The sequence below is a fragment of the Leifsonia sp. NPDC080035 genome (assembly GCF_040050925.1).
Lineage (GTDB): Bacteria > Actinomycetota > Actinomycetes > Actinomycetales > Microbacteriaceae > Leifsonia.
In genome coordinates this window covers 1,693,629-1,714,658 of the sequence record NZ_CP157390.1, presented here as the reverse complement: position 1 = coordinate 1,714,658, position 21,030 = coordinate 1,693,629, and the positions used below count along the sequence as shown (strand labels likewise).

Below are 21,030 nucleotides of genomic sequence, written 5' to 3'. Positions count from 1 at the left end.
CACGACACCACAGAAGGCAGGATCATGACACTCACCGACCCGATCCGCGACCAGCTCGCACTGCAGGCGATCGAGCTCCCCAGCTGGGCGTTCGGCAACTCCGGCACGCGGTTCAAGGTGTTCGGCACCGCCGGCACCGCGCGCGACCCGTTCGAGAAGATCTCGGATGCGGCCCAGGTGCACACGTTCACCGGTCTCGCCCCGACGGTGGCGCTCCACATTCCCTGGGACAAGGTGGATTCGTACGCCGACCTGAAGAAGCACGCGGAGGACAACGGCGTCGAGCTCGGCACCGTCAACTCGAACACCTTCCAGGACGACGATTACAAGTTCGGGTCGCTCACGCACCACGACGACCGGATCCGCCAGAAGGCGATCGACCACCACTTCGAGTGCATCGACGTGATGAACGAGACCGGTTCGCGCGACCTCAAGATCTGGCTCGCCGACGGCACCAACTATCCGGGTCAGGACTCGCTGCGCGCCCGCCAGGACCGCCTGGCCGACAGCCTCCAGACGATCTACGAGCGGATCGGCGACGAGAAGCGCCTGGTGCTCGAGTACAAGTTCTTCGAGCCCGCGTTTTACCACACCGACGTTCCGGACTGGGGCACCAGCTATGTGCAGACCGCGGCGCTCGGCGAGCGCGCGATGGTGTGCCTGGACACCGGCCACCATGCCCCCGGCACCAACATCGAGTTCATCGTGATGCAGCTGCTGCGCCTCGGCAAGCTCGGCTCGTTCGACTTCAACAGCCGGTTCTACGCCGACGACGACCTGATCGTGGGCGCGGCCGACCCGTTCCAGCTGTTCCGCATCGTGTTCGAGGTCATCCGCGGCGGCGGCTACGGCAACCCGGAGGTTGCGTTCATGCTCGACCAGTGCCACAACCTCGAGGCGAAGATCCCGGGCCAGATCCGCTCCGTCCTGAACGTCCAGGAGGCCACCGCCAAGGCGCTGCTTGTCGACCTGGATGCGCTCGACGCCGCACAGCGCGCGAACGACGTCCTCGCCGCGAACACCGTGTTCATGGATGCGTTCAACACCGACGTGCGCAGCGACCTCGCCGCCTGGCGCGAGTCCCGGGGCCTGGCGGCCGACCCGATGGCCGCGTACACGGCCTCCGGCTACCAGCAGAAGATCGAGTCCGAGCGCGTCGGCGGCACCCAGGCCGGCTGGGGCGCGTAACCGGCTCACCCGGTCGCGGCCATCCACGACACCCCTCCATCCCCCGCAGAAGGAACAGACGCATCATGACGAACGAGACCGTCGCGGCCCTGCTGGCCCGCTCGAACCGCCTCGGGAGCGACCCGAAGAACACGAACTACGCCGGCGGCAACACGTCCGCCAAGGGCACCGAGACCGACCCGGTCACCGGTGAGCCCGTCGAACTGCTCTGGGTCAAGGGCTCCGGCGGCGACCTCGGCACGCTGACGGAGCAGGGCCTGGCGGTCCTCCGCCTCGACCGCCTGCGCGCGCTGCAGAACGTCTACCCGGGCGTCGAGCGCGAGGACGAGATGGTCGCCGCGTTCGACTACACGCTGCACGGCAAGGGCGGGGCGGCCCCCTCGATCGACACCGCCATGCACGGCCTGGTGGATGCGGCACACGTGGACCACCTGCACCCCGACTCCGGCATCGCGATCGCCACCGCTGCGGACGGCGAGGAGCTGACGAAGACGATCTTCGGCGGTCGCGTCGTGTGGGTGCCGTGGCGCCGCCCCGGCTTCCAGTTGGGCCTCGACATCGCCGCGATCAAGGCGGCCAACCCGGAGGCGATCGGCACCATCCTCGGCGGCCACGGCATCACCGCGTGGGGCGACACCTCCGAGGAGGCGGAGGCCAACTCGCTGTGGATCATCCAGACCGCGGCCGACTACATCGAGGCGAACGGGCGCCCCGAGCCGTTCGGCGCCGCGCTGCCCGGTTACGAGCCGCTGCCCGCGGCCGAGCGCCGCGCCAAGGCCGCCGCCCTCGCCCCGCACCTGCGCTCGATCGCGTCCACCGACAAGCCGCAGGTCGGCTCCTTCACCGACGCGGACGTCGTTCTCGACTTCCTGGCGTCGGCGGAGCACCCGCGCCTGGCCGCGCTCGGCACCTCCTGCCCCGACCACTTCCTGCGCACCAAGGTGAAGCCGCTCGTCCTCGACCTCCCGGCCGACGCCTCCATCGAGGACTCCGTCGCCCGCCTGGAGGAGCTGCACGAGCAGTACCGCGCCGACTACCAGGCCTACTACGACCGGCACGCCAGACCCGACTCGCCCGCCATCCGTGGCGCGGACCCCGCGATCATCCTCATCCCCGGCGTCGGGATGTTCTCCTACGGCAAGGACAAGCAGACCGCCCGCGTCGCCGGCGAGTTCTACATCAACGCGATCAACGTGATGCGCGGCGCCGAGTCGCTCTCCCGTTACGCGCCGATCGACGAGGCGGAGAAGTTCCGCATCGAGTACTGGGCGCTGGAGGAGGCGAAGCTGCAGCGGCTGCCGAGGCCGAAGCCGCTCGCGGGTCGCATCGCCCTCGTCACCGGCGCCGCCTCCGGCATCGGCAAGGCCATCGCCACCCGCCTCGCCGGCGAGGGCGCCTGCGTGGTGATCGCCGACCTCGACCTCGAGAAGGCGCAGGCCGCCGCCGCCGAGATCGGCGGGACGGACGTGGCGATCGGCGTCGCGGCGAACGTCACCGACGAGAAGGCGATCGACGCGGCCATCGCCGCGACCCTCCTGCAGTTCGGCGGCCTCGACCTGGTGGTCAACAACGCCGGCCTGTCCATCTCGAAGCCGCTGCTGGAGACGACGACCGCCGACTGGGACCTGCAGCACGACGTGATGGCCAAGGGCTCGTTCCTGGTCTCCCGCGCCGCAGCGAAGGTGCTCATCGACCAGAAGCTCGGCGGCGACATCGTCTACATCTCGTCGAAGAACTCGATCTTCGCCGGCCCGAACAACATCGCGTACTCCGCGACCAAGGCCGACCAGGCCCACCAGGTGCGCCTGCTGGCCGCCGAGCTCGGCGACCACGGCATCCGCGTCAACGGCATCAACCCGGATGGCGTCGTGCGCGGCTCCGGCATCTTCGCCGGCGGCTGGGGTGCCAAGCGCGCCGCGGTCTACGGCGTGCCGGAGGAGGAGCTGGGCACGTACTACGCGCAGCGCACCCTGCTGAAGCGCGAGGTGCTGCCGGAGCACGTGGCCAACGCGGTGTTCGTGCTCTGCACGAGCGACCTCGACCACACCACCGGGCTGCACATCCCCGTCGACGCGGGCGTCGCGGCCGCCTTCCTGCGATGACCGCGGGCGCTGGGCGGGCGGCCCGCGCGGCGGCCCACGGTGCCGTCGCCGCGGTCGACCTCGGCGCGACCAGCGGCCGCGTCATGCACGCGCAGGTCGGCCCGGACACCCTCGAGCTGACCGAGGCGGCGCGGTTCCTCAACACGCCCGTCCGGGTGTGGGAGGGGGACGGCACCGGTCTGCACTGGGACGTCACCGGTCTCTACGCCAGCATCCTCGAGGGGCTCGGCACGGTCGCCCGCGCCGAGCCGGACCTCGCCAGCATCGGCATCGACTCGTGGGCGGTCGACTACGGCCTCATCGGGTCCGGGCGCCTGCTCGGCGAGCCCTACCACTACCGCGACGACCGCACGGAGCGGGGTGTCGAGCTGGTCCACGCGGCCGTCGACCCGGCGGAGCTGTACCGCGAGGGCGGCCTGCAGTTCCTCCCATTCAACTCCCTCTACCAGTTGACCGTCGACCGTGAGCGCGGGGCGCTGGATGCCGCAGATCGGTTCCTGCTCGTCCCCGATCTGATCGCCTACTGGCTGACCGGAGAGGAGCACGCGGAGCGGACCAACGCGTCCACCACGGGTCTGCTCGCCGCGGACGGCGCGTGGAACGACACGCTCATCCGGCGCCTCGGGCTGCCGCGCGACCGGTTCGCGCCGCTCGTTGACGCGGGGACGCGGACGGGCGGCCTGCTGCCGGCGCTGGCGTCCGAGTTGCCGTTCGCCGGCGCAGGCCCGGCGGTGACCGCGGTCGGCTCGCACGACACCGCCTCGGCCGTCGTCGCCGTCCCGATGGATGCTGCCCGCGCCGCCTACATCTCCTGCGGCACCTGGGGCCTCGTCGGCGTGGAGCTGGAGCACCGCGTTCTCACCGAGGAGTCGCGCGCGGCCAACTTCACGAACGAGGGCGGGGTGGACGGCCGGGTGCGCTACCTGCACAACGTGATGGGGCTCTGGCTGCTCAGCGAGTCGCTGCGCGAATGGCAGCGCCGCGGTCTGCACGTCACCCTCGAGACCCTGCTCGGCGAGGCCGCCGCGCTCCCCCGCCCGACCGAGCTCTTCGACGCGGAGGACCCGCGCTTCCTCGCACCGGGGGACCTGCCGTCCCGCATCGCCGACTGGTTCGCCGAGCGCGGGATGCTCGCCCCGGCGAGCCCGGCCGGCATCGTCCGGGTCATCATCGAGAGCCTCGCGGAGGCGTTCGCGAACACGGTGCGTCGCGCGGCCGGGCTCTCCGGTGTCCCGGTCGAGACCATCCACATCGTCGGCGGCGGCGCGCGCAACGCGATGCTCTGCCAGGCGACCGCGGACCGCTCCGGCCTGCCCGTGCTGGCCGGCCCGGTGGAGGCGACCGCGCTCGGCAACGCCCTCGTGCAGGCGCGGGCGGTCGGCCTCGTGAGCGGCGACCTGGAGTCGCTGCGCGCGCTGGTCGCGCGGCACTACGCGCCCACCCGCTACGAGCCGACGGGTCGCGTCGTCGCCTGAGCGGTCACCTCAGCAACGGCACCAGGTTCGCCGGCACCCAGCCGGCGAGGGTCGTCGGCGTGGTCGTCGTGTAGTCGCGCGGGTTCTCCGGGGTGTAGCCGTCGCGGATGCCCGCGGTCATGCCGACCAGCGCCTCCACCTGCGCCGGCGTCATCCCGGCCGCGGTCAGGGTCGCGCGGACGTCGTCGTCGCCGAGCTGGACGACGTCGATCGGGCGCCCGACCGCGTCCCCGACGATGGCGGCCACGTCGCGGAACGAGAGGTCCTCCGGACCGTGCACCGCCTGCACGTGCCGACCCGACCAGGAGCGGTCGAGCAGGCGGACCGCCGCGACGGCGGCGATGTCCTCCGGCGCAACCCACGGCATCGGCGCATCCACGTCGAAGGCCGTCGCGATCGTGCCGGCCTTCAGCGAGTCGAGGTCGAAGAGCAGGTTCGAGAAGAAGTAGCCGCAGCGCAGATGGGTCACGTCGACCCCGGCGTCGTCGAGGGCGACCTCGGTCGCGGCGAGGCCGTCGATCTCGCCCGCTCCGTGCCGCCGCTCCGCTCCGGAGCTCGACTGGAACACGACGCGGCGGATGCCGTTCTCCCGCACAGCCGCGAGCAGCGCATCCGTCGCTCGCCGGTATCCCTCGAGGGGATCGTCGAGTCCGCTGGGCGGGACGATCCAGTGCACGGCCTCTACGCCCGCGGTCGCTCTCACGACGGACTCCGTGTCCAGCTGGTCCGTCGCCACGGCGTCGACGAAGCCGCGCGCGGCCTCGTCCAGGCGCTCCGGGTCGCGCACGAGCACGCGCGGTCGCTCCCCGGCCTGGACCACCAGGCGCAGCAGGTGACGACCGACGTTTCCGGTTGGTGTTGTCACAGCGATGGTCATGCGGCCAGCCTCGCCCCGACCACCGACAGCGAGCGGCCGGGCGAGAATGGTCGGGTGATCGTCACCTCCCCCGGCATCGACGCCCTCGCCCGCCGCGCCCTCGCACTCGTGCGGGACGGCGACCGTGCCGTCCTCGGGATCGCCGGCAGTCCCGGCTCGGGCAAGACGACGCTCGCGCGCGCCGTGACCGAGCGAGCGTCCGAGCTGGCGGGCGAGCCGCTGGCCGTGCACCTCCCGATGGACGGCTTCCACCTCGCGAACGCCACGCTCGACGCGCTCGGCCGGCACGACCGCAAAGGGGCGATCGACACGTTCGACGGCTGGGGCTTCCTCGCCCTGCTCGACCGGCTGCGGCGGGAGACGGGCCACACGGTCTACGCGCCCGGCTTCGACCGCGCGGTCGACGAGCCGGTCGCGGGGACGATCGCGATCGAGCCGTCCGCGCGCCTGATCGTGGCGGAGGGCAACTACCTGCTCGCGCCCGCCGCACCATGGTCGGAGGCGTCGGCGCTGCTGGCGGAGGCCTGGTTCGTGGCCGCGCCGGAGGAGGAGCGGCTGCGCCGGCTCGTCGACCGGCACATCAGGCACGGCCGCTCGCCCGGGGCCGCCCTCGCGTGGGCGCGGGACGTCGACGGCGCGAACGCCCGCCTCATCGAGGCGACCCGCGACCGCGCCGCACTGATCGTCCGCTCAGGAGACGCCGCTTAGGCTGGCGGGATGACCGACTCGTTCGACAAAGTGACCGTGTTCGGCGCCGACTGGTGCCGCGACTGCATCCGATCCAAGGCCCTGCTCGACCGGATCGGCGCCGACTACGAGTACATCGACCTGGTCGCGCGCCCGGAGGAGGCCGACCGTGCGAAGGCGATCAGCGGCCGCACGAACATCCCCGTCATCGTCTTCCCCGACGGCCGCCACCTCGTCGAGCCGACCGACCCCGAGCTCCAGGCCGCGCTCTCCCGCTAGCCCCTCCCCGCCGAGGCTAGGCCCGCGAGCACAGGAAAAAGGTCCCGGTCCGCGCCGTTCGGGGCCTTTTTCCTGTGCTCGGCGGCCTGCGCGGCGGGGTCAGTCGGCCGGCGCGAGGCGATCCGGGACGCCATGGCCGGGGAGGATCAGGCGCGGACGGGAGGCGGAGATCGCGGCGATCGTCGCATCCGCCTGGGCCCGGTCGGAGATGAGGAACCCGGGGAAGTTCACGAGGCGTCCGCCCGACACCCTGGCCGCGTCGCCGATGAACGCCGCCCCGCGCCACCAGACGATGTGGTGGCCCGGCGTGTGCCCAGGCCCGGGAGCCGCCACGAGCCCCGGTACGATCTCCGTCTCCGCGTCGTCCGGAAGCGCGGTCAGCTCCGGCAGCTCCGGCTTCCCCAGCCAGCGCATCCGCAGCATCGCCCGCCGGGTCCGCGTCGGCGGCAGGGCGTCGCCGCGCAGGATGCGCACGTCGGCCGCTCCCAGCCACACGGTCGCGCCCGTCGCCCGCTGCACCGCCGCTGCCGCGCCGACGTGGTCGGGGTCGTAGTGGGTGAGCACCACGTCCATCACCGGCAGGATGCGCGCGGCCGCGAGCTCGGCGACCACCTTCTCTCCTCCGGACGCGAGCCCGGTGTCGACGAGAACAGAGCGGTCGCCCGCCTCGACGAGGTACGCGTTGCCGCCTCGCGCCGCATCGAGCCGGTGGATGCTGTCGGTCACTTCGCGCATGGTGGGATGCTAGTCCTCGTGGCCGAACCCGACATCCGTCGTCTGCGCGAGGACGCCGCGGCGCGAGCGGCCGGACGGCCACGGCTCCCGTTCGACGGCTCGATCGCCGACACCACGGTCGGTCCGGTCGCGGCGCGCAGCTACCGCCCGGACCGCGCTCCCGACCCCGCCCTCGCCGGAACCGCCGTGGCGTTCCTGCACGGCGGCTACGGCGTCCTCGGCGACATCGAGCTGCAGGACGGCTACTGCCGACGCATCGCGGGGATCCTGTGCGTTCCCGTCCTCTCGGTCGGCTACCGGCTGGCGCCGGAGGCCAGGCTCGACGATGCGGCGCACGATGCCGTCACGGCGGCGGACGCACTGCGCGGGGGCGGTGGCGACCGTGTCGTGCTGTGGGGCGACTCCGCCGGCGGCGCGGTCGCCATCGCCGCCGCGCGCGCCGCGAGGGCGGACACGCTCGTCCTGAGCAACCCCAACGTGGACCTCACCCTCGCCGGCTACGACGACAGCCTCCCCGGCGGCCCCGCACGCGAACTCTCCGAGTGGGCTTTCGTCCGCTGGAGCGGCGCGACCCGGCCGGCGGACGCCCCCGACCTCGCGGCCGACGTCGCCGGCCTCCCGCCCGTGTTCGCCGCCGTCGGTTCCGAGGATTCCCTGCTCCCCGACGCGCGCCGGCTCGTCGAGCGCTGCAGGGCCGCCGGCATCCGCGCCGAGCTGACCGTCGTCCCCGGGGCTGAGCACGGCTTCATGGGCGGACCGGACCTCGAAGCGGCGGACGACGTCATCCGCGCTGCCGGCCGATTCATCGCGCCGGGCGCACAATCCGATCCACACCTCCTGTTGGACATCTGACTCCACCGGGCGGATGGTGAACTCATGGAGTACACGCACCTCGGCCGTTCCGGCCTGAAAGTCTCCCGTCTCGTCCTCGGCACCATGAACTTCGGGCCGCAGACCAGCCGCGAGGACTCGTTCGACATCATGGACGCCGCGCACGACGCCGGCATCAACTACTTCGACACGGCCAACGTCTACGGCCAGCACACCGGCAAGGGGAACACCGAGTCGATCATCGGCGAGTGGTTCGCGAAGGGCGACGGCCGCCGCGAGCGCACGGTCCTCGCCACCAAGCTGTATGGCGACATGGGCGACTGGCCGAACGACGGCCGGCTCTCCGCCCTCAACATCCGGCGCGCGCTGGATGCGAGCCTGAAGCGCCTGCAGACCGACCATATCGACATCTACCAGTTCCACCACGTCGACAGGGACACTCCCTGGGACGAGATCTGGCAGGCGATGGAGACCGCGGTCGCGCAGGGCAAGATCCTCTACGCCGGGTCGAGCAACTTCGGCGGCTGGCACATCGCCACCGCGCAGGCCGAGGCCCGCAAGCGGAACTTCCTCGGGCTCGTGAGCGAGCAGTCCATCTACAACCTGCTCACCCGCCAGGTGGAGCTGGAGGTGCTCCCCGCCGCGCAGGCCAACGGCGTCGGCGTGATCGCCTGGTCGCCGCTGCACGGCGGCCTGCTCGGCGGCGTCGTCCGCAAGCAGAACGAGGGCAAGCGTCGCCTCGAGGGGCGCGCGGCCGACACCCTCGCCAAGCACAGGGACGCGGTGGAGGCCTACGAGGCGTTCGCCGACGAGCTCGGGCACGAGCCGGGCGACGTCGCACTCGCGTGGCTGCTGACCCGTCCCGGCGTCACGGGCCCGATCATCGGACCGCGCACCCGCGAGCAGCTGGATGCGGGCATCCGCGCCCTCGACGTCACGCTGGACGAGTCGGCCCTCGCCCGCCTCGACGAGATCTTCCCCGGACACAAGACCGCCCCCGAGGACTACGCCTGGTGACCCGGGCGGAAGGAGAACACGAGTGAAGACACGCAGGATCGCCGACGTCGAGGTCTCCGCGATCGGCCTGGGCGGCATGCCCATGTCGATCGAGGGACGGCCGGACCGGAAGCGCTCGATCGCGACCATCCACGCCGCGCTGGAGGAGGGCGTCACCTTCTTCGACACTGCGGACGCGTACCACCTGCACGCAGACGAGGTCGGCCACAACGAGGAGCTGATCGCGGAGGCGCTGCGCAGCTGGGGCGGCGACACCTCGGGCGTGCTCGTCGCCACGAAGGGCGGCCACCTCCGCCCCGGCGACGGCAGCTGGTACGTGGACGGCCGCCCCGAGTACGTGAAGGCGGCAGCCGAGGAGTCGCTCCGCCGACTCGGCGGCGACGCGATCGGGCTGTACCAGTTCCACCGCCCCGACCCGGAGGTGCCCTACGAGGACTCGGTGGGCGCGATCCGCGACCTGCTCGACGACGGGATCATCCGGCTCGCGGGCATCTCGAACGCGAACCCCGAGCAGATCCGCCAGGCGCAGGACATCCTCGGCGGTCGGCTGGCGTCGGTGCAGAACCAGTTCTCGCCGGCGTTCCGCTCGAGCGAGCCGGAGCTGAGGCTCGCCGACGAGCTCGGCATCGCCTTCCTGCCGTGGAGCCCGCTCGGCGGCATCAGCTCAGCGGGCGACCTCGGCGACCGGTTCGCGCCGTTCGCCGAGGTGGCGCAGGCGCGCGGGATCAGCCCGCAGGTCGTCGCGCTCGCCTGGCACCTCGCGCAGAGCCCGCATGTCATCCCCATCCCCGGATCGTCGCGTCCGGAGACCATTCGCGACTCCGTCTCGGCGGTCGACGTGGAGCTGACCCCGGACGAGCTGGCCCGCCTGAACGCCGCCTGACGCGCGGCCCCCGGCCACCCGCCACCCGCCACCCGCCGAGGGGCACGTTGTCGTCACTTCTTCGCCCGAAAAGTGACAACGACGTGCCCCTCGGTGCAGGCGCGACCGCATTCAGGCGACCGGAGCCCCGGCGGTGAGCGCGGCTACGACCTCCGCCGTGACCCGGCTCGACCCGTAGGCGTCGATCCCGTCGAGCGGCAGCCCCTCCGGCGCGGGCAGCCCCGTGTTGACGGCGATCGCGCCCGGCCGGGCCGCGGCCAGCATCCCGAGCGCACGCCGCTGCGCACTCCCCTCCTGCACCGCGTCCACCAGAGCGATCGGCTGCGCGTCGGCCGGCACGGCTGCGAGCGCGTCCGACAGCGCCGCGACGACGTCGCGACCGCCGAGCGGCCCGACCTGCACGCGGCCGGCGCCGAACGCGACCGCGAACGGCTCCGCAACCGACCCGACCACCCCGCTCGCCCGATCGCGCAGGTCGAGCAGGATGCGGTCCCCGCCGCTCAGCGCGGGCGCGCCGTGCACCACGACGGCCTCGAGCACCACCGCGGCCGCGTCGAACGGCTCTCCTGCTTCCGCGTCGACGGCGAGCGCGACCACCCGTTGCGAGAGGGCCGCGACCGAGGCCGCCGCGCGCTCCAGGACGGACACCGGGAGGTCGCCGCCCTCCACCGCGCCGAGCAGCGCATCCCTGACCACCGCGTATTCGGCCTCGTCACTCGGAACACCGCCCGCGGGCGCGTGGTCGAACGGGTTGCCGAGGCAGAGCAGGTCCGCCCCGGCCAGCAGGGCGCGTACCGCGCCGGGGCCGGAGCCGTACTGGGCGCGGATGGCCGCCATGTCGAGGGCGTCCGTCACGATCGCGCCGGTGAAACCGCCTTCCCGCAGCATCCCCAGCACCCGGGCGTCGACCGTGGCGGGAGCGTCGCCGAACGCCTCGACGACGACGTGCGAGGTCATGATCGCGGCGATGCCCGCGTCGATGGCCGCCTGGAACGGTGGCAGGTGCTGCGCCTCCACCTCGTCCCCGGGGAGCGCGACGTACGGAAGCCCGAGGTGCGAATCCACCGCGGTGTCGCCGTGGCCCGGGTAGTGCTTCGCGCAGGCGGCGACACCGGCCGATTGGATGCCGTGGACGCTCGCGGCGACGTGTCGCGACACGAGCTCCGCCGTCGCGCCGAACGACCGCGTGCCGATCACGGGATTGCGCGGGTTCGTGTTGACGTCGGCGACCGGCGCGAGGGCGACGTTCGCCCCGGACGCGCGCACCCGGCGACCGAGCTCCGCCGCGGCTGCCCTGGTGAGAGCGGGATCGTCGACACGCCCCAGCTGCGCGGCGCTCGGCAGCGTGGAGCCGCGCGCCGTCTCCAGGCGCGAGACGCGCCCGCCCTCCTCGTCGATGCCGAGCAGCACGCCAGGGCGCACCGCGAGCCGGCGGGAGAGGGTGCTCACCTGGTCCGGATCGTCCTGATTGATGTTCTGCCCGAAGTACACGGCCCCGGCCAGTCCGCAGTCGAGCTCACGCAGCAGCCAGTCGGGCGCGGATCTGCCAAGGAAGCCCGGCCAGAGCACGCCGGCGACGAGTCTTCGGATGGCGGGATCGGTGGAGCTGTGCATCATCGCGGCATTCCCCTCGCGTCGTTTGGAAATATCCTTCACAACCCGGCTGCAGAATGCAACCCATTTCCAAGAAGGCGCGACACCCGCGTCGAGGAGCGAGTCAGGCGGTCTGGAGCTGCCGCAGGAACGCCGCGGCGGCCGGGCTCGGCTCCTCCGCGACCGCCACCGCGACCGTCCACGTCGGGACGTCGCCGCTCAGCGCGACCGCGCGCAACTGGTCAGGCCGCTTGCGCGCGAAGCTCGCTGGAACCACGGCAACGCCCAGGTTGTAGCCGACGAGGTCGAGCAGCGGATGCACGTCGTTGACCTCCATCGCCGCTCGGTAGTCGAATCCCGCCGCCGCGAACGCGCGACGCGTCAGCGCCTGCGCCCCCCAGCCGTCCTGGAACCCGACCAGCGCCTCGCCGCGCAGCGACTCGATCGGGATGCGCTCCTCGCCGGAGAACCGGTGCTCCGGATGGCAGAGCACGAGCAGCTCCTGCGTGCTGAGCCGCCGCAGCTGAACCCCAGCGGGAGTGTGCCCGGTGTCGACGACGACCGCGACATCCACCCGGCCGCCCGCGACCGCGTCCACGAGCTCGACCGAGCCCGAGTAGCGCAGGCGCACCTCCACGCCCGGGTTCGCCGTGCGGAAGGACGCCAGCTCGGCCGGAAGGTCGACCGAGCCGAGGCACGGCTCCGCCCCGATGGTCAGCCGGCCGCGCACCAGCCCTCGCACGGCAGCGACCGCGTTCCGCGCCGCCGCCGCGCTGGCCAGCGTGCGTACCGAGTCGGCGAGCAGCGCCTGGCCGGCCGTCGTCAGCTCGACCCGCCGGGTGCTCCGGATGAACAGTGAGGTGCCGAGTTCCTGCTCCAGCGACCGGATGGACGCGGAGAGCCCGGACTGCGAGATCTGCAGCAGCTCCGCGGCCCGCGTGAAGTGCTTCTCCTCGGCGACGGTGACGAAGTGCTCGAGCTGACGGAGTTCCATTCAGCAAGAATACTGGTCAATCGACGCGCGCCGACAAGCGCCACCAATCGCCGGCCTGCGCGCGCCGCGCACGCCGTCACGCCACCGACGCCACCGCCGACTCCCCCGCGTCCGCGTCGGGGACGGGATCGATCCGGAACGTCCGATGGAACCGGGTCAGCAGCGCATCGTCGCCGACGGTCACCTCGGCGTCCCCGGTCCCGCCGACGAGAAGCTCGCGGAAGCCGGACATCGGCACCAGCAGCTCGAGCACATCCACCGGGACGATCGCCGCGAGCCTGCGCGTCGGCTGCGGGAGAGCGGCCGGGCCGATCGCGATCAGGTCGAGCGCGCGTCCCGCCACAATCGCACTGATCGAGACGTCGCCGACATGCAGCACGTACTCGGTCGGCGGCAGCGCCTCCGCCTCGTCCGGGCGGAACGCCGCACGCAGCGACACTGCGAGCGCGTCAGCGGTGAGCACCTCGCCGTCGCCGGGGTCGCCGAGCGTCGCCCAGCCCCAGCGTTCCAGTTCGAGCACCACGGGTTCGAGCGCGCGCCCGAGCGGCGTCAGCTCGTATCCGCCCCGGACCGTGGGGACGCGCCGGATGACGCCCGCCTCCTGCAACTCCTTGAGCCGGTCGCTCAGGATGTTCGTCGGGATGCGCGGGAGGCCGGACTTCAGGTCGCTGTACCGCCGCGCACCGGCGAGCAGGTCGCGGACGATGAGCAGAGCCCAGCGTTCCCCGACCCGCTCGACGGCGCGGGCCACTCCCCCGTACTGACCGAACCCCCGCGGCGATCGGGCAGCCATGCGCTCAGGCCGATGCCGAGGCGTCGGCTCCCTGCTCGGTCATGTACGCCTCCGGGCCCTTCTCGGCGGCGGCCGGCGCCATGTAGAGGTAGGACAAGTTGTTGCCGTCCGGGTCCTCCAGGTCGCGCGAGTACATGAAGCCGTAGTCCTGCGCCTCGCGCGGCTCGCTGCCGCCCGCGTTCAGCCCGCGCTCGAGGATGGCGTCGACGCCTTCGCGGGACTCGCACGAGAGCGCCACCATGGCGCCGGCCTGCTTGGCGGGGTCGATGATCTCCTTGTCGGTGAACGTCGCCAGGTATTCACGGGTGAGCACCATGAAGAAGACGTTCTCGTCGAGCACGACGCAGGCCGCGTTCTCGTCGGTGAAGAGCGGGTTGATGGTGTAGCCGAGGGCCTCGTAGAACGCCTTCGAGCGCTCGAGGTCCGAGGTCGGGATGTTCACGAAGATGTTGGTCGCGGTCATGATGTCCTCCTGGATTCGGTGTGCCGCTTTCTGCCCTTAGCTTGCTCTTAACAAGCAGACTTGTCAATAGCAAGTAACGCGCGCATCCATCCTCCCCATCCCACCGCTCGAGTACGCAGAAAATCGCCCCGAAACCGCCGAGTACGGAGAGAATCCGCGTACTCGGCGGCTTCGCGGGCCCGGAGCCTACGGGACGGGGGACGGCTCGGGCGCGGGGTCGGTCGCCTCGGCCACGGCTTCCGCGGACGGGGTGGCCAGCGCCCGGCGGGAGAGCGCGAAGAGCAGCGCGCCCAGACCGAACGTGAGCAGCTCGGTGAACGTCATCGCCCAGATCACCCCGGTCATCCCGAACACCGCGTTGCCGAGCAGCACCACCGGGATGAACAGGATGCCCTGCGCGACGGACATGATCGTGGCGTTCCGCATCTGCTCTGTCGCCTGGAACACCGCGATCACGAGCCCCGTGAAGCCGTTGAACAGCGTCGCCACCAGCATCGCGGTCAGGATGAGCGTGCCGTCCTCCACCACCGACGGGTCGGCGCTGAACAGCGCGAACACCTGGTCGCGGAAGGCGAAGACGATCCCGGAGAACACCAGCGTGATCCCGGCGATCCCGATCGCGCTCCCGGTGATCGCACGGCGCAGCCGGCCGTGGTCCCTGGCGCCGAAGGCGTACGCGAAGAGCGGGATGGCGCCCATGAACACGCCCATGCAGAGCATCTCCGGCAGCTGCGAGATGCGCAGCGCCACTCCCATCGCGGCGAGCAGGGACTGCCCGTAGCCGATCGCGATCCAGTTCATCACCAGCGTGGTGACGATCAGGAAGGACGACATCAGCAGCTCCGAGACGCCGACGCCGAACACCGTCGAAAGCATCTCCCTGTCCACGCGGAAGTGCCGCAGCGCGAGCGAGACGGCCTCGCTCTTCCTGCTCAGCCACCACACGTAGTAGCCGACGGTCACGATGTTCGAGAGGCCGAGAGCGATGCCGGCGCCGAGGACGCCCCAGTTCAGCACCAGGATGAACAGCACGTCGAACACCAGGTTGGCGATCGTCGACGCGATCAGGCCGGTCATGGATGCGACCGCCGCCCCCTCCGCCCGCACCAGCTGCTCGAGCGCGAACGCGGCGACATAGATCGGCGCGAAGGCGAACATCGCGCCGATGTAGAGCGCTGTCGGTCCGAGGGCGCTGCCGCTCGCGCCGACCGCTGCCGCCAGCGGCACGGCGAAGACCACACCGAGCAGGCCGATACCCGCGCCGGCGATCAGTGCGCCCCACAGCGTGAACGAGGACACCTGCTTGATGCGGAGCGCGGCCGCGTCCGCATCCGCGCCCTCCACGTCCTGCGAGCCGAGCAGGCGCGACACGTAGGTGCCGCCGCCGACGCCGAAGACGCCGCCGACGGCCATGACCAGGGCGAACACAGGGAGGGAGAAGGTGAGGGCGGCGAGCAGCGGGGTCGAGTGCAGCGTCCCGATGAAGCCCGCGTTGATGATGTTGTAGACGGCGCCGACCGAGAAGCCGGCGATCATGGGCACGCAGAGGTGCACGAGCGCCCGCCAGATGGGGGCGGAGGAGAGCGTGGTGCGGTTGTTGGTTTCGGACATGGTGGAACCTCCGTTCCGGTGAACGGCTTCGAAAGCCAGAAGAAGTGAGGGTGCGGAGTCGGTGCTAGCGCCGACCGCGGCCGGGAGGCGGCCCGTCGTCCTGCGCGTCGACACCGTCTGTGACGCGTTCGAGCAGCGCGATGAGCGCATCCTGCTCGGCGTCGTCGAGTGTGGAGAAGAGGCGTTCCTGCGCGGCGGACATGGCCTCGTCGAATCCTGCGATCACCCGGGAGCCCTCCGCCGTCGCACGGACGAGCTTCACGCGCGAGTCCGTCGGCGACGGCTCCCGCGTGATGTAGCCGCGGTCCTCGAGTCCCTGCAGGAGGCTCGTGACACTGGCCGGCGTCGTTCCCGACATCTCGGCGAGCTCGCGGCCGATCACGCCGCGATCCGAGTGGGCGTCGACGTACCCCAGGGTGAACGACTGGGATCGGGTGAGCCCGCTCTCGCGGATCCACTCCTCCCCCGCCGCTCGCTGGGCGAACATCAGCGTGCGCAGGAGCACGGCCAATCGCTCGGTTCTCGCTGTCATAGTTAGAACTCTAATAGTTAGAATTCAAACTGTCAACGCGTTTCGGAAGCGCCGCCGCCCGTCGCCTCGCGGTCGACGCGGCGGAGCGACCGGTCGAACACCGTGATGAGGAGGAACAGCCCCGCCGCGGCGAGCATGAACCACGCCAGCTCGTGCAGGCCGGGAGTGTCCGCGCGCTGCCCGAAGAATGCGCCGGTCGCCGAGGAGGCGAGCATCGCGCCGAGGTACATGAACGTCCGCAGCAGCCCCGCCGAGGCGCCGATCCGCTCCGGATCCGCCTGATAGTAGAGCGTGTTCTGGATGGCGAGATTCACCAGCCCCTGCGGGATGCCGATCACGACGGCGATTCCGAGCAGCGCGAACACCGGCGCACCGTCACCGACGAGCAGCAGCAGCACCGCCATCACCACCTGGGTCAGCGAGCCGAGCAGCAGCTTCCAGCGGATCTCCGGCCGCCGACCGAACACCGAGGCCACCACGATGCCGACCCCGAACGTCGGCAGCAGTACGAGACCGGCTCCCGACGGGCTCAGCCCGCGCCCGCCCTCCAGCCACTGCGTGAAGCCGTAGAGGTAGCAGTAGCTCACCGTCGCGGCGAGCACCGACCGCGCGTAGGTGACGAGCAGCGGAATGTTGCCCGCGAAGACCCGCACGTCGATGAACGGATCCGGTCTCCGCAGCTCCCAGAGCGCGAACCCGGCGCCGAGAAGCGCCGCGAGCGCAAGGAGCCACAGCGTCGTCATCCGGATGTCCATGAGGAACAGCAGCAGCGCGACGAGGGTCGCTGCGAACAGCGCGATGCCGAGGAGGTCCAGTCGCCCGCGCGGCGGCCGCTCGGTGTCGAGCGCGGTCGTCTTCGGCAGGAACAGCAGGCCGAGGACGAGCGCAGCGGCTCCGAGCGGGATGTTGACCGCGAACGTGGCGCGCCACCCGCCGACCTGGATGAGGAGGCCGCCGAGCGTCGGGCCGACGACCGCGATCGTCTGCGTCGTGACCGACAGGGCGGTGAGCACGCCGGCCGGGCTCCGCATCCCGGTGCGCTTGGCCTCGCTGCGGATCAGGTACATCGCCGCCGGGTAGCCGGCGCAGGTGCCGAAGCCGAGGATGACGCGCGCGGCGATGAGGAAGCCGAGGTTCGGCGCCAGCACCCCGACGACGCCGGCGATCGTCGTCAGCAGCGCGCCGGCGAGGAACAGGCGGCGCGGCCCGAACGTGTCCACGAGCCGCCCGATCAGCGGCTGGCCGATGGAGGTCGCGAGGTACAGCGCGGAGACGAGCCATGCCGTCTCGGACGCGGGGGCGCCGAGGGAGGTCGCGATCGGGACGAGCGCCACCGCGATGATCGACGAGTTGATCGGGTTCAGGATGGCGCCGAGCATCATCGGCGACAGCAGCCGCCGATCGAAGCGGTCCGGCGGCGGCGCGTGCCGCGTGACGGTCGCGGTCACGACGCGCTCAGCCTGTTCAGGAGCTCCGCCGCGGCGATCAGCGTCCGCCGCTCGTCCTCGTCGAGCCGCTCCTCGATGACGGCGGCGAGCCACTCGTGCCGCTCACCCAGGATGCCACCCTCGACGGCCTCGCCCGCCTCGGTGAGGGTGATCACCTGGCGTCGCCCGTCGGCCGGATCCGGCGACCGGGCGATCAGTCCTGCGCTCTCGAGCGCGGCCAGCGTGGTGGCCATCGACTGCGGCCGGACCACCTCGAGGCGTGCCAGCTCGGCGGCCATCGAGGCCTCGCCCTTGCCGACGCGCGCGATCACGGACGCCTGCAGAGCGGACAGGGCGCCATCGCCCGTCGAGACCTCGCGCAGCCGTCGACGCAGTCGCGCGAACGCGAGACGCACCTCGAGCGCCGCCTGCCGGGATGTGGATGCGGGAGCCATTTCATCAGTTTAGCTGCTTAATGCGTGTTAATCAGTTACACACTCCTCGATCGCCCTCTACGGACTGCTGGCGGGACGGCACGGGATTCCCCGCGAACGCGCCCGGATGGGCGGCGCACCCGCCCTAGCGTCGATTCCGGCACACCCGCCCATCCCCTCTGAGGAGCCCCATGCGCCCGCTCACCCGCGTCACCGCCGCGATCGCCGGCATCGTCCTCCTGTCCGCCCTCACCGCGTGCGCTTCATCCGCGCCCACCGCCCATCGGAGCACGCCACCGCCCGCCCCGCTGACCGTCGTCGACGGCTGGGTCAAGGCGGCCGACTCGGGCATGACGAGCGCCTTCGCCGCGCTGGAGAACCACGGCACTGCGCCGGTGACGGTGGTCGCGGCGCGCTCCTCCGCCGCCGAGTCCGTCCAGCTGCACGAGACCGTGCAGGACCCCATGGGGTCCTCGTCGATGAAGGAGGCGAAGGCCGGCTTCGCGGTGCCCGCCCACGGGTCGCTCGTGCTCGCCCCCGGCGGCAGGCACATCATGCTGATGGGACTGACCGGTCCCGTCGAGCCCGGCGACTCGGTGACGATCACACTGACCCTGGACGACGGCCGGACCGTCCCGTTCACGGCCACCGCCAAGGCGTACAGCGGCGCGGACGAGTCGTACGACGGCGGCATGAGCGCGACCCCGACGCCCGGTAGCGACGGATGACGGATCGTCGCGTCTCCCGGCGCGGACTGCTCGTCGGCGGTGCGGGGCTCGGCATCGGCGCGGCCGCGGCCGCAGGCGTCGCTGGGTTGGTCGCGGGAGGCGGACCTCCGCCGGAGGCCACCCCGACGGCGCTGAACGGTGAGCGGACCGTCCCGTTCCACGGCCGGCATCAGGCGGGCGTCACCGTCGCACCGCCCGCCCACGTGAGCTACGCCGCGGTCGATCTGGACCCCGCGACCGACCGCGCCGGCCTCGCCCGTTTGATGCGGTTGCTCACCGACGACGCCGCACGACTGACCCAGGGTCGCGGCCCGCTGGCCGACGACGAGCCCGAGCTCGCCGGGGCGCCGGCGGGTCTGACCGTGACCTTCGGCGTCGGTCCGGGATTCGTCGCCCGGGCGGGAGCCGCGGCCCCGGCCTGGCTGCGTCCGCTTCCGGCCTTCTCCGTCGACCGGCTCGACCCGGCCTACTGCGGCGGTGACCTCCTGATCGCCGTCGCGTCGGACGATCCGCTCACCGTCGTGCACGCGACACGGATGCTGCTTAAAGATGTCCGGACGTTCGGCTCGCTCCGCTGGCAGCAGACCGGGTTCCGTCGCGCCGCCGGCTCGGAGACGCCGGGCAGCACGATGCGGAACCTGTTCGGACAGCTGGACGGCACGGCCAACCCACGGCCGGAGGACCCCGACTTCGCGTCGAGCCTGTGGTGCACCGCGGAGCCGCGGTGGCTGGCGGGAGGCACCTCGTTCGTCCTGAGGCGCATCCGCATGGACCTCGACGGCTGGGATCGACTCGACCGGCCCAGCCGCGAGCAGGCGTTGGGGCGAACGCTCCGCACCGGCGCGCCGCTCACCGGCTCGCGGGAGACGGACGATCCCGACCTGCAGGCGGTCGACGCGCACGGCTTCCCCGTCATCCCCGCCTTCGCGCACGTGCGCCGGGCACGCTCCGGCAGAGAGCAGATCCACCGCCGCGGCTACACCTTCACCGAGCCGGCCGGCGCGGCCGGCCTCCTGTTCGGGTCCTACCAGGCCGACGTGGATGCGCAGTTCGTTCCGATCCAGCGCCGCCTCGACGAGCTGGACCTGCTGAACCGGTGGACGACCCCGGTCGGGTCCGCGGTGTTCGCGATCCCGCCGGGATGGGCGCCGGGCGGGTTCGTCGGCGAGACGCTTCTGGGCTGAGCGACGGGGGGGCAGGCTCCCGACGTGGCGCACCCCCGCCGTCCGTCCCGCCTCCCTCAGGCGGCGACGACCGCGGCCTCCTCCTCGGCGGTCGCCGGCACCGTGTCGTCGGCGGCCGCGCGACGCCGGGTCGTGAGCAGGTGGCTGAGGCCGACGAGGCCCACGCCGGACACGGCCCACAGCGCCAGCCGCAGCCCGTCGAATCCGAACTGCTGGCCGGGGAAGTAGGTCAGCGCCCGTGCCGCATCCAGCCACGCCGCGCCGTTCCAGAACGTGTTGAGGCCGGCGAAGAACCACGGCTGCATGTCGTGCGGGAAGATACCGCCCGAACTCGTGAAGTTCAGCATGACGAAGAGCAGCGTCAGCGTCGGCGTCGTCCATTTGCCGAGCACGGGATGCAGTCCGATGCCGATCGCGACGATACCGAAGACGTACAGCGCGCCCAGCAGCCAGATCGTCCACTCGTTCCCGTTCAGCACGTGGTAGATCCCGCCGGCGACGACGACGCCGATCCCGGCCACGACGAGCGCGGTCACCGCGGCGACGGCGAGCCGCCAGCCGATGCCGAGCTTGGCGGTGACGGCCGCGATGGCGATCGCGCTCGAGTAGGCGCCGACGCTCAGCGCCACCATCAGGAAGAACAGGCCCTGCCCGGTCCGGTCGTCGCCGGTCACCGGACGGACGTCCTGGATGCTGACCGGCAGGTGCTGCTTGTAGGCGATCGGCAGGAAGATCTCCTCCGCCGCGGACGCCTGCGCGGTGGAGGCCGCCGTCGAGAGGTAGATCGTCGCGGTCGTCGCGGTCGACTGGTAGGCCGCCGCGAGCTTCTGATCGCGCACCTGCGCCGTGGCCTCGTCCGCGGTGGCGACGGTGGTGACGTCCAGCTCCGAGGGCGCCTCGTCGTTCATGGTCTGGGCGAACACCTCGGCCGCCGGCCCCTGCCCGACGATCGCGATCGGCAGGTCGTGCGGCTGCGGCTGGTGGAACGCCCCGAGGTAGGTGATCGCCATTCCGGCGGCGAGGAAGAGCGGGATGAGGATGTGCGACCCGAGGGCCCGCCAGAACGCGGCGGGCGGCCAGAACCGTGGGCGACGAAGGGCGGGCGGGACGGGGCCGATACGGTGGGCTGACATTCGGGTGGCGGGATCCTCTCGGGCTGCAAAGTTGCGCAGTGCAACATACATCGGACAGTTGCGC

The 21,030-nt window shown here is 71.8% G+C and carries 21 protein-coding genes; 10 read left to right on the top strand and 11 right to left on the bottom strand.

Going from position 1 to position 21,030, the window contains the following annotated elements; translation table 11 throughout:
* Positions 1-24 precede the first annotated feature (24 nt).
* The 3 genes from rhaI (at position 25) to AAME72_RS08425 (ending at position 4,765) form a co-directional block, all read left to right on the top strand.
* Positions 25-1,188 carry an L-rhamnose isomerase gene (rhaI, locus tag AAME72_RS08435; protein ID WP_348789793.1) on the top strand — a complete coding sequence of 388 codons (1,164 nt, stop codon included), beginning with the start codon at positions 25-27 and terminating at the stop codon, positions 1,186-1,188.
* A gap of 65 nt (positions 1,189-1,253) precedes the next feature.
* Positions 1,254-3,290, top strand: a complete 2,037-nt coding sequence (locus AAME72_RS08430) for a bifunctional aldolase/short-chain dehydrogenase (protein ID WP_348789792.1) — start codon at positions 1,254-1,256, stop codon at positions 3,288-3,290.
* Positions 3,287-4,765 (top strand): rhamnulokinase family protein, encoded by a 1,479-nt coding sequence (locus AAME72_RS08425; protein WP_348789791.1) that lies wholly within the window; start codon positions 3,287-3,289, stop codon positions 4,763-4,765. The genes AAME72_RS08430 and AAME72_RS08425 overlap by 4 nt, the downstream gene beginning before the upstream one ends.
* 4 nt (positions 4,766-4,769) lie before the next feature.
* Here the strand turns inward: AAME72_RS08425 and AAME72_RS08420 are convergent, their stop codons facing one another.
* Positions 4,770-5,642: an NAD(P)H-binding protein gene (locus AAME72_RS08420; RefSeq protein ID WP_348789790.1), complete on the bottom strand. Its 873-nt coding sequence runs from the start codon at positions 5,640-5,642 to the stop codon at positions 4,770-4,772.
* A 54-nt stretch (positions 5,643-5,696) separates the two neighbouring features.
* Here AAME72_RS08420 and AAME72_RS08415 point away from each other — a divergent pair, with 54 nt between their 5' ends.
* Complete coding sequence (locus AAME72_RS08415) at positions 5,697-6,350, top strand: nucleoside/nucleotide kinase family protein (protein ID WP_348789789.1); 654 nt, start codon at positions 5,697-5,699, stop codon at positions 6,348-6,350.
* A 9-nt stretch (positions 6,351-6,359) separates the two neighbouring features.
* A complete protein-coding gene (locus AAME72_RS08410) occupies positions 6,360-6,608 on the top strand; it encodes a glutaredoxin family protein (RefSeq protein ID WP_348789788.1) in 249 nt (82 codons plus the stop codon).
* Positions 6,609-6,707: 99 nt separating this feature from the next.
* Here AAME72_RS08410 and AAME72_RS08405 read toward each other — a convergent pair whose 3' ends face one another.
* Positions 6,708-7,343 carry an MBL fold metallo-hydrolase gene (locus AAME72_RS08405; RefSeq protein ID WP_348789787.1) on the bottom strand — a complete coding sequence of 212 codons (636 nt, stop codon included), beginning with the start codon at positions 7,341-7,343 and terminating at the stop codon, positions 6,708-6,710.
* An 18-nt stretch (positions 7,344-7,361) separates the two neighbouring features.
* Between AAME72_RS08405 and AAME72_RS08400 the strand changes: the two genes are divergently transcribed.
* Genes AAME72_RS08400 through AAME72_RS08390 form a run of 3 tightly spaced genes read left to right on the top strand, consistent with a single transcriptional unit; the run spans position 7,362 to position 10,074 of the window.
* Positions 7,362-8,195 (top strand): alpha/beta hydrolase, encoded by an 834-nt coding sequence (locus AAME72_RS08400; protein ID WP_348789786.1) that lies wholly within the window; start codon positions 7,362-7,364, stop codon positions 8,193-8,195.
* Between the two features lie 24 nt (positions 8,196-8,219).
* On the top strand, positions 8,220-9,191 hold the full coding sequence (locus tag AAME72_RS08395; RefSeq protein WP_348789785.1) for an aldo/keto reductase: 972 nt from the start codon (positions 8,220-8,222) through the stop codon (positions 9,189-9,191).
* Between the two features lie 22 nt (positions 9,192-9,213).
* Positions 9,214-10,074, top strand: coding sequence for an aldo/keto reductase (locus AAME72_RS08390; RefSeq protein ID WP_348789784.1), 861 nt, complete (start codon positions 9,214-9,216; stop codon positions 10,072-10,074).
* A gap of 111 nt (positions 10,075-10,185) precedes the next feature.
* On the opposite strand, the gene AAME72_RS08385 is transcribed toward AAME72_RS08390, so the two are convergent.
* The 8 genes from AAME72_RS08385 to AAME72_RS08350 all read right to left on the bottom strand — a co-directional run bounded on the left by AAME72_RS08385 (position 10,186) and on the right by AAME72_RS08350 (position 17,942).
* Positions 10,186-11,691 carry a glycoside hydrolase family 3 N-terminal domain-containing protein gene (locus AAME72_RS08385; RefSeq protein ID WP_348789783.1) on the bottom strand — a complete coding sequence of 502 codons (1,506 nt, stop codon included), beginning with the start codon at positions 11,689-11,691 and terminating at the stop codon, positions 10,186-10,188.
* Between the two features lie 100 nt (positions 11,692-11,791).
* A complete protein-coding gene (locus AAME72_RS08380; protein ID WP_348789782.1) occupies positions 11,792-12,661 on the bottom strand; it encodes a LysR family transcriptional regulator in 870 nt (289 codons plus the stop codon).
* A 76-nt stretch (positions 12,662-12,737) separates the two neighbouring features.
* The gene (locus AAME72_RS08375; RefSeq protein WP_348789781.1) at positions 12,738-13,454 is read right to left on the bottom strand and encodes a helix-turn-helix domain-containing protein; all 717 of its coding nucleotides are present in this window, start codon (positions 13,452-13,454) and stop codon (positions 12,738-12,740) included.
* A 4-nt stretch (positions 13,455-13,458) separates the two neighbouring features.
* Positions 13,459-13,917: a VOC family protein gene (locus AAME72_RS08370; protein WP_348789780.1), complete on the bottom strand. Its 459-nt coding sequence runs from the start codon at positions 13,915-13,917 to the stop codon at positions 13,459-13,461.
* 186 nt (positions 13,918-14,103) lie between these two features.
* A complete protein-coding gene (locus AAME72_RS08365) occupies positions 14,104-15,528 on the bottom strand; it encodes an MATE family efflux transporter (RefSeq protein ID WP_348789779.1) in 1,425 nt (474 codons plus the stop codon).
* 64 nt (positions 15,529-15,592) lie between these two features.
* Positions 15,593-16,060 carry a MarR family transcriptional regulator gene (locus AAME72_RS08360; RefSeq protein ID WP_348789778.1) on the bottom strand — a complete coding sequence of 156 codons (468 nt, stop codon included), beginning with the start codon at positions 16,058-16,060 and terminating at the stop codon, positions 15,593-15,595.
* Positions 16,061-16,092: 32 nt separating this feature from the next.
* Entirely contained in the window at positions 16,093-17,508 is a 1,416-nt protein-coding gene (locus AAME72_RS08355; RefSeq protein WP_348789777.1) for an MFS transporter, read from the bottom strand.
* The gene (locus AAME72_RS08350; protein ID WP_348789776.1) at positions 17,505-17,942 is read right to left on the bottom strand and encodes a winged helix DNA-binding protein; all 438 of its coding nucleotides are present in this window, start codon (positions 17,940-17,942) and stop codon (positions 17,505-17,507) included. Before AAME72_RS08350 ends, AAME72_RS08355 begins: the two co-directional genes overlap by 4 nt.
* 170 nt (positions 17,943-18,112) lie before the next feature.
* On the opposite strand from AAME72_RS08350, the gene AAME72_RS08345 reads away from it, so the two are divergent.
* Positions 18,113-18,649, top strand: a complete 537-nt coding sequence (locus AAME72_RS08345; protein ID WP_348789775.1) for a copper chaperone PCu(A)C — start codon at positions 18,113-18,115, stop codon at positions 18,647-18,649.
* On the top strand, positions 18,646-19,833 hold the full coding sequence (locus AAME72_RS08340; protein ID WP_348789774.1) for a Dyp-type peroxidase: 1,188 nt from the start codon (positions 18,646-18,648) through the stop codon (positions 19,831-19,833). The genes AAME72_RS08345 and AAME72_RS08340 overlap by 4 nt, the downstream gene beginning before the upstream one ends.
* 56 nt (positions 19,834-19,889) lie before the next feature.
* Here AAME72_RS08340 and AAME72_RS08335 read toward each other — a convergent pair whose 3' ends face one another.
* Positions 19,890-20,966 carry a hypothetical protein gene (locus AAME72_RS08335; RefSeq protein WP_348789773.1) on the bottom strand — a complete coding sequence of 359 codons (1,077 nt, stop codon included), beginning with the start codon at positions 20,964-20,966 and terminating at the stop codon, positions 19,890-19,892.
* Between the last annotated feature and the right edge of the window lie 64 nt (positions 20,967-21,030).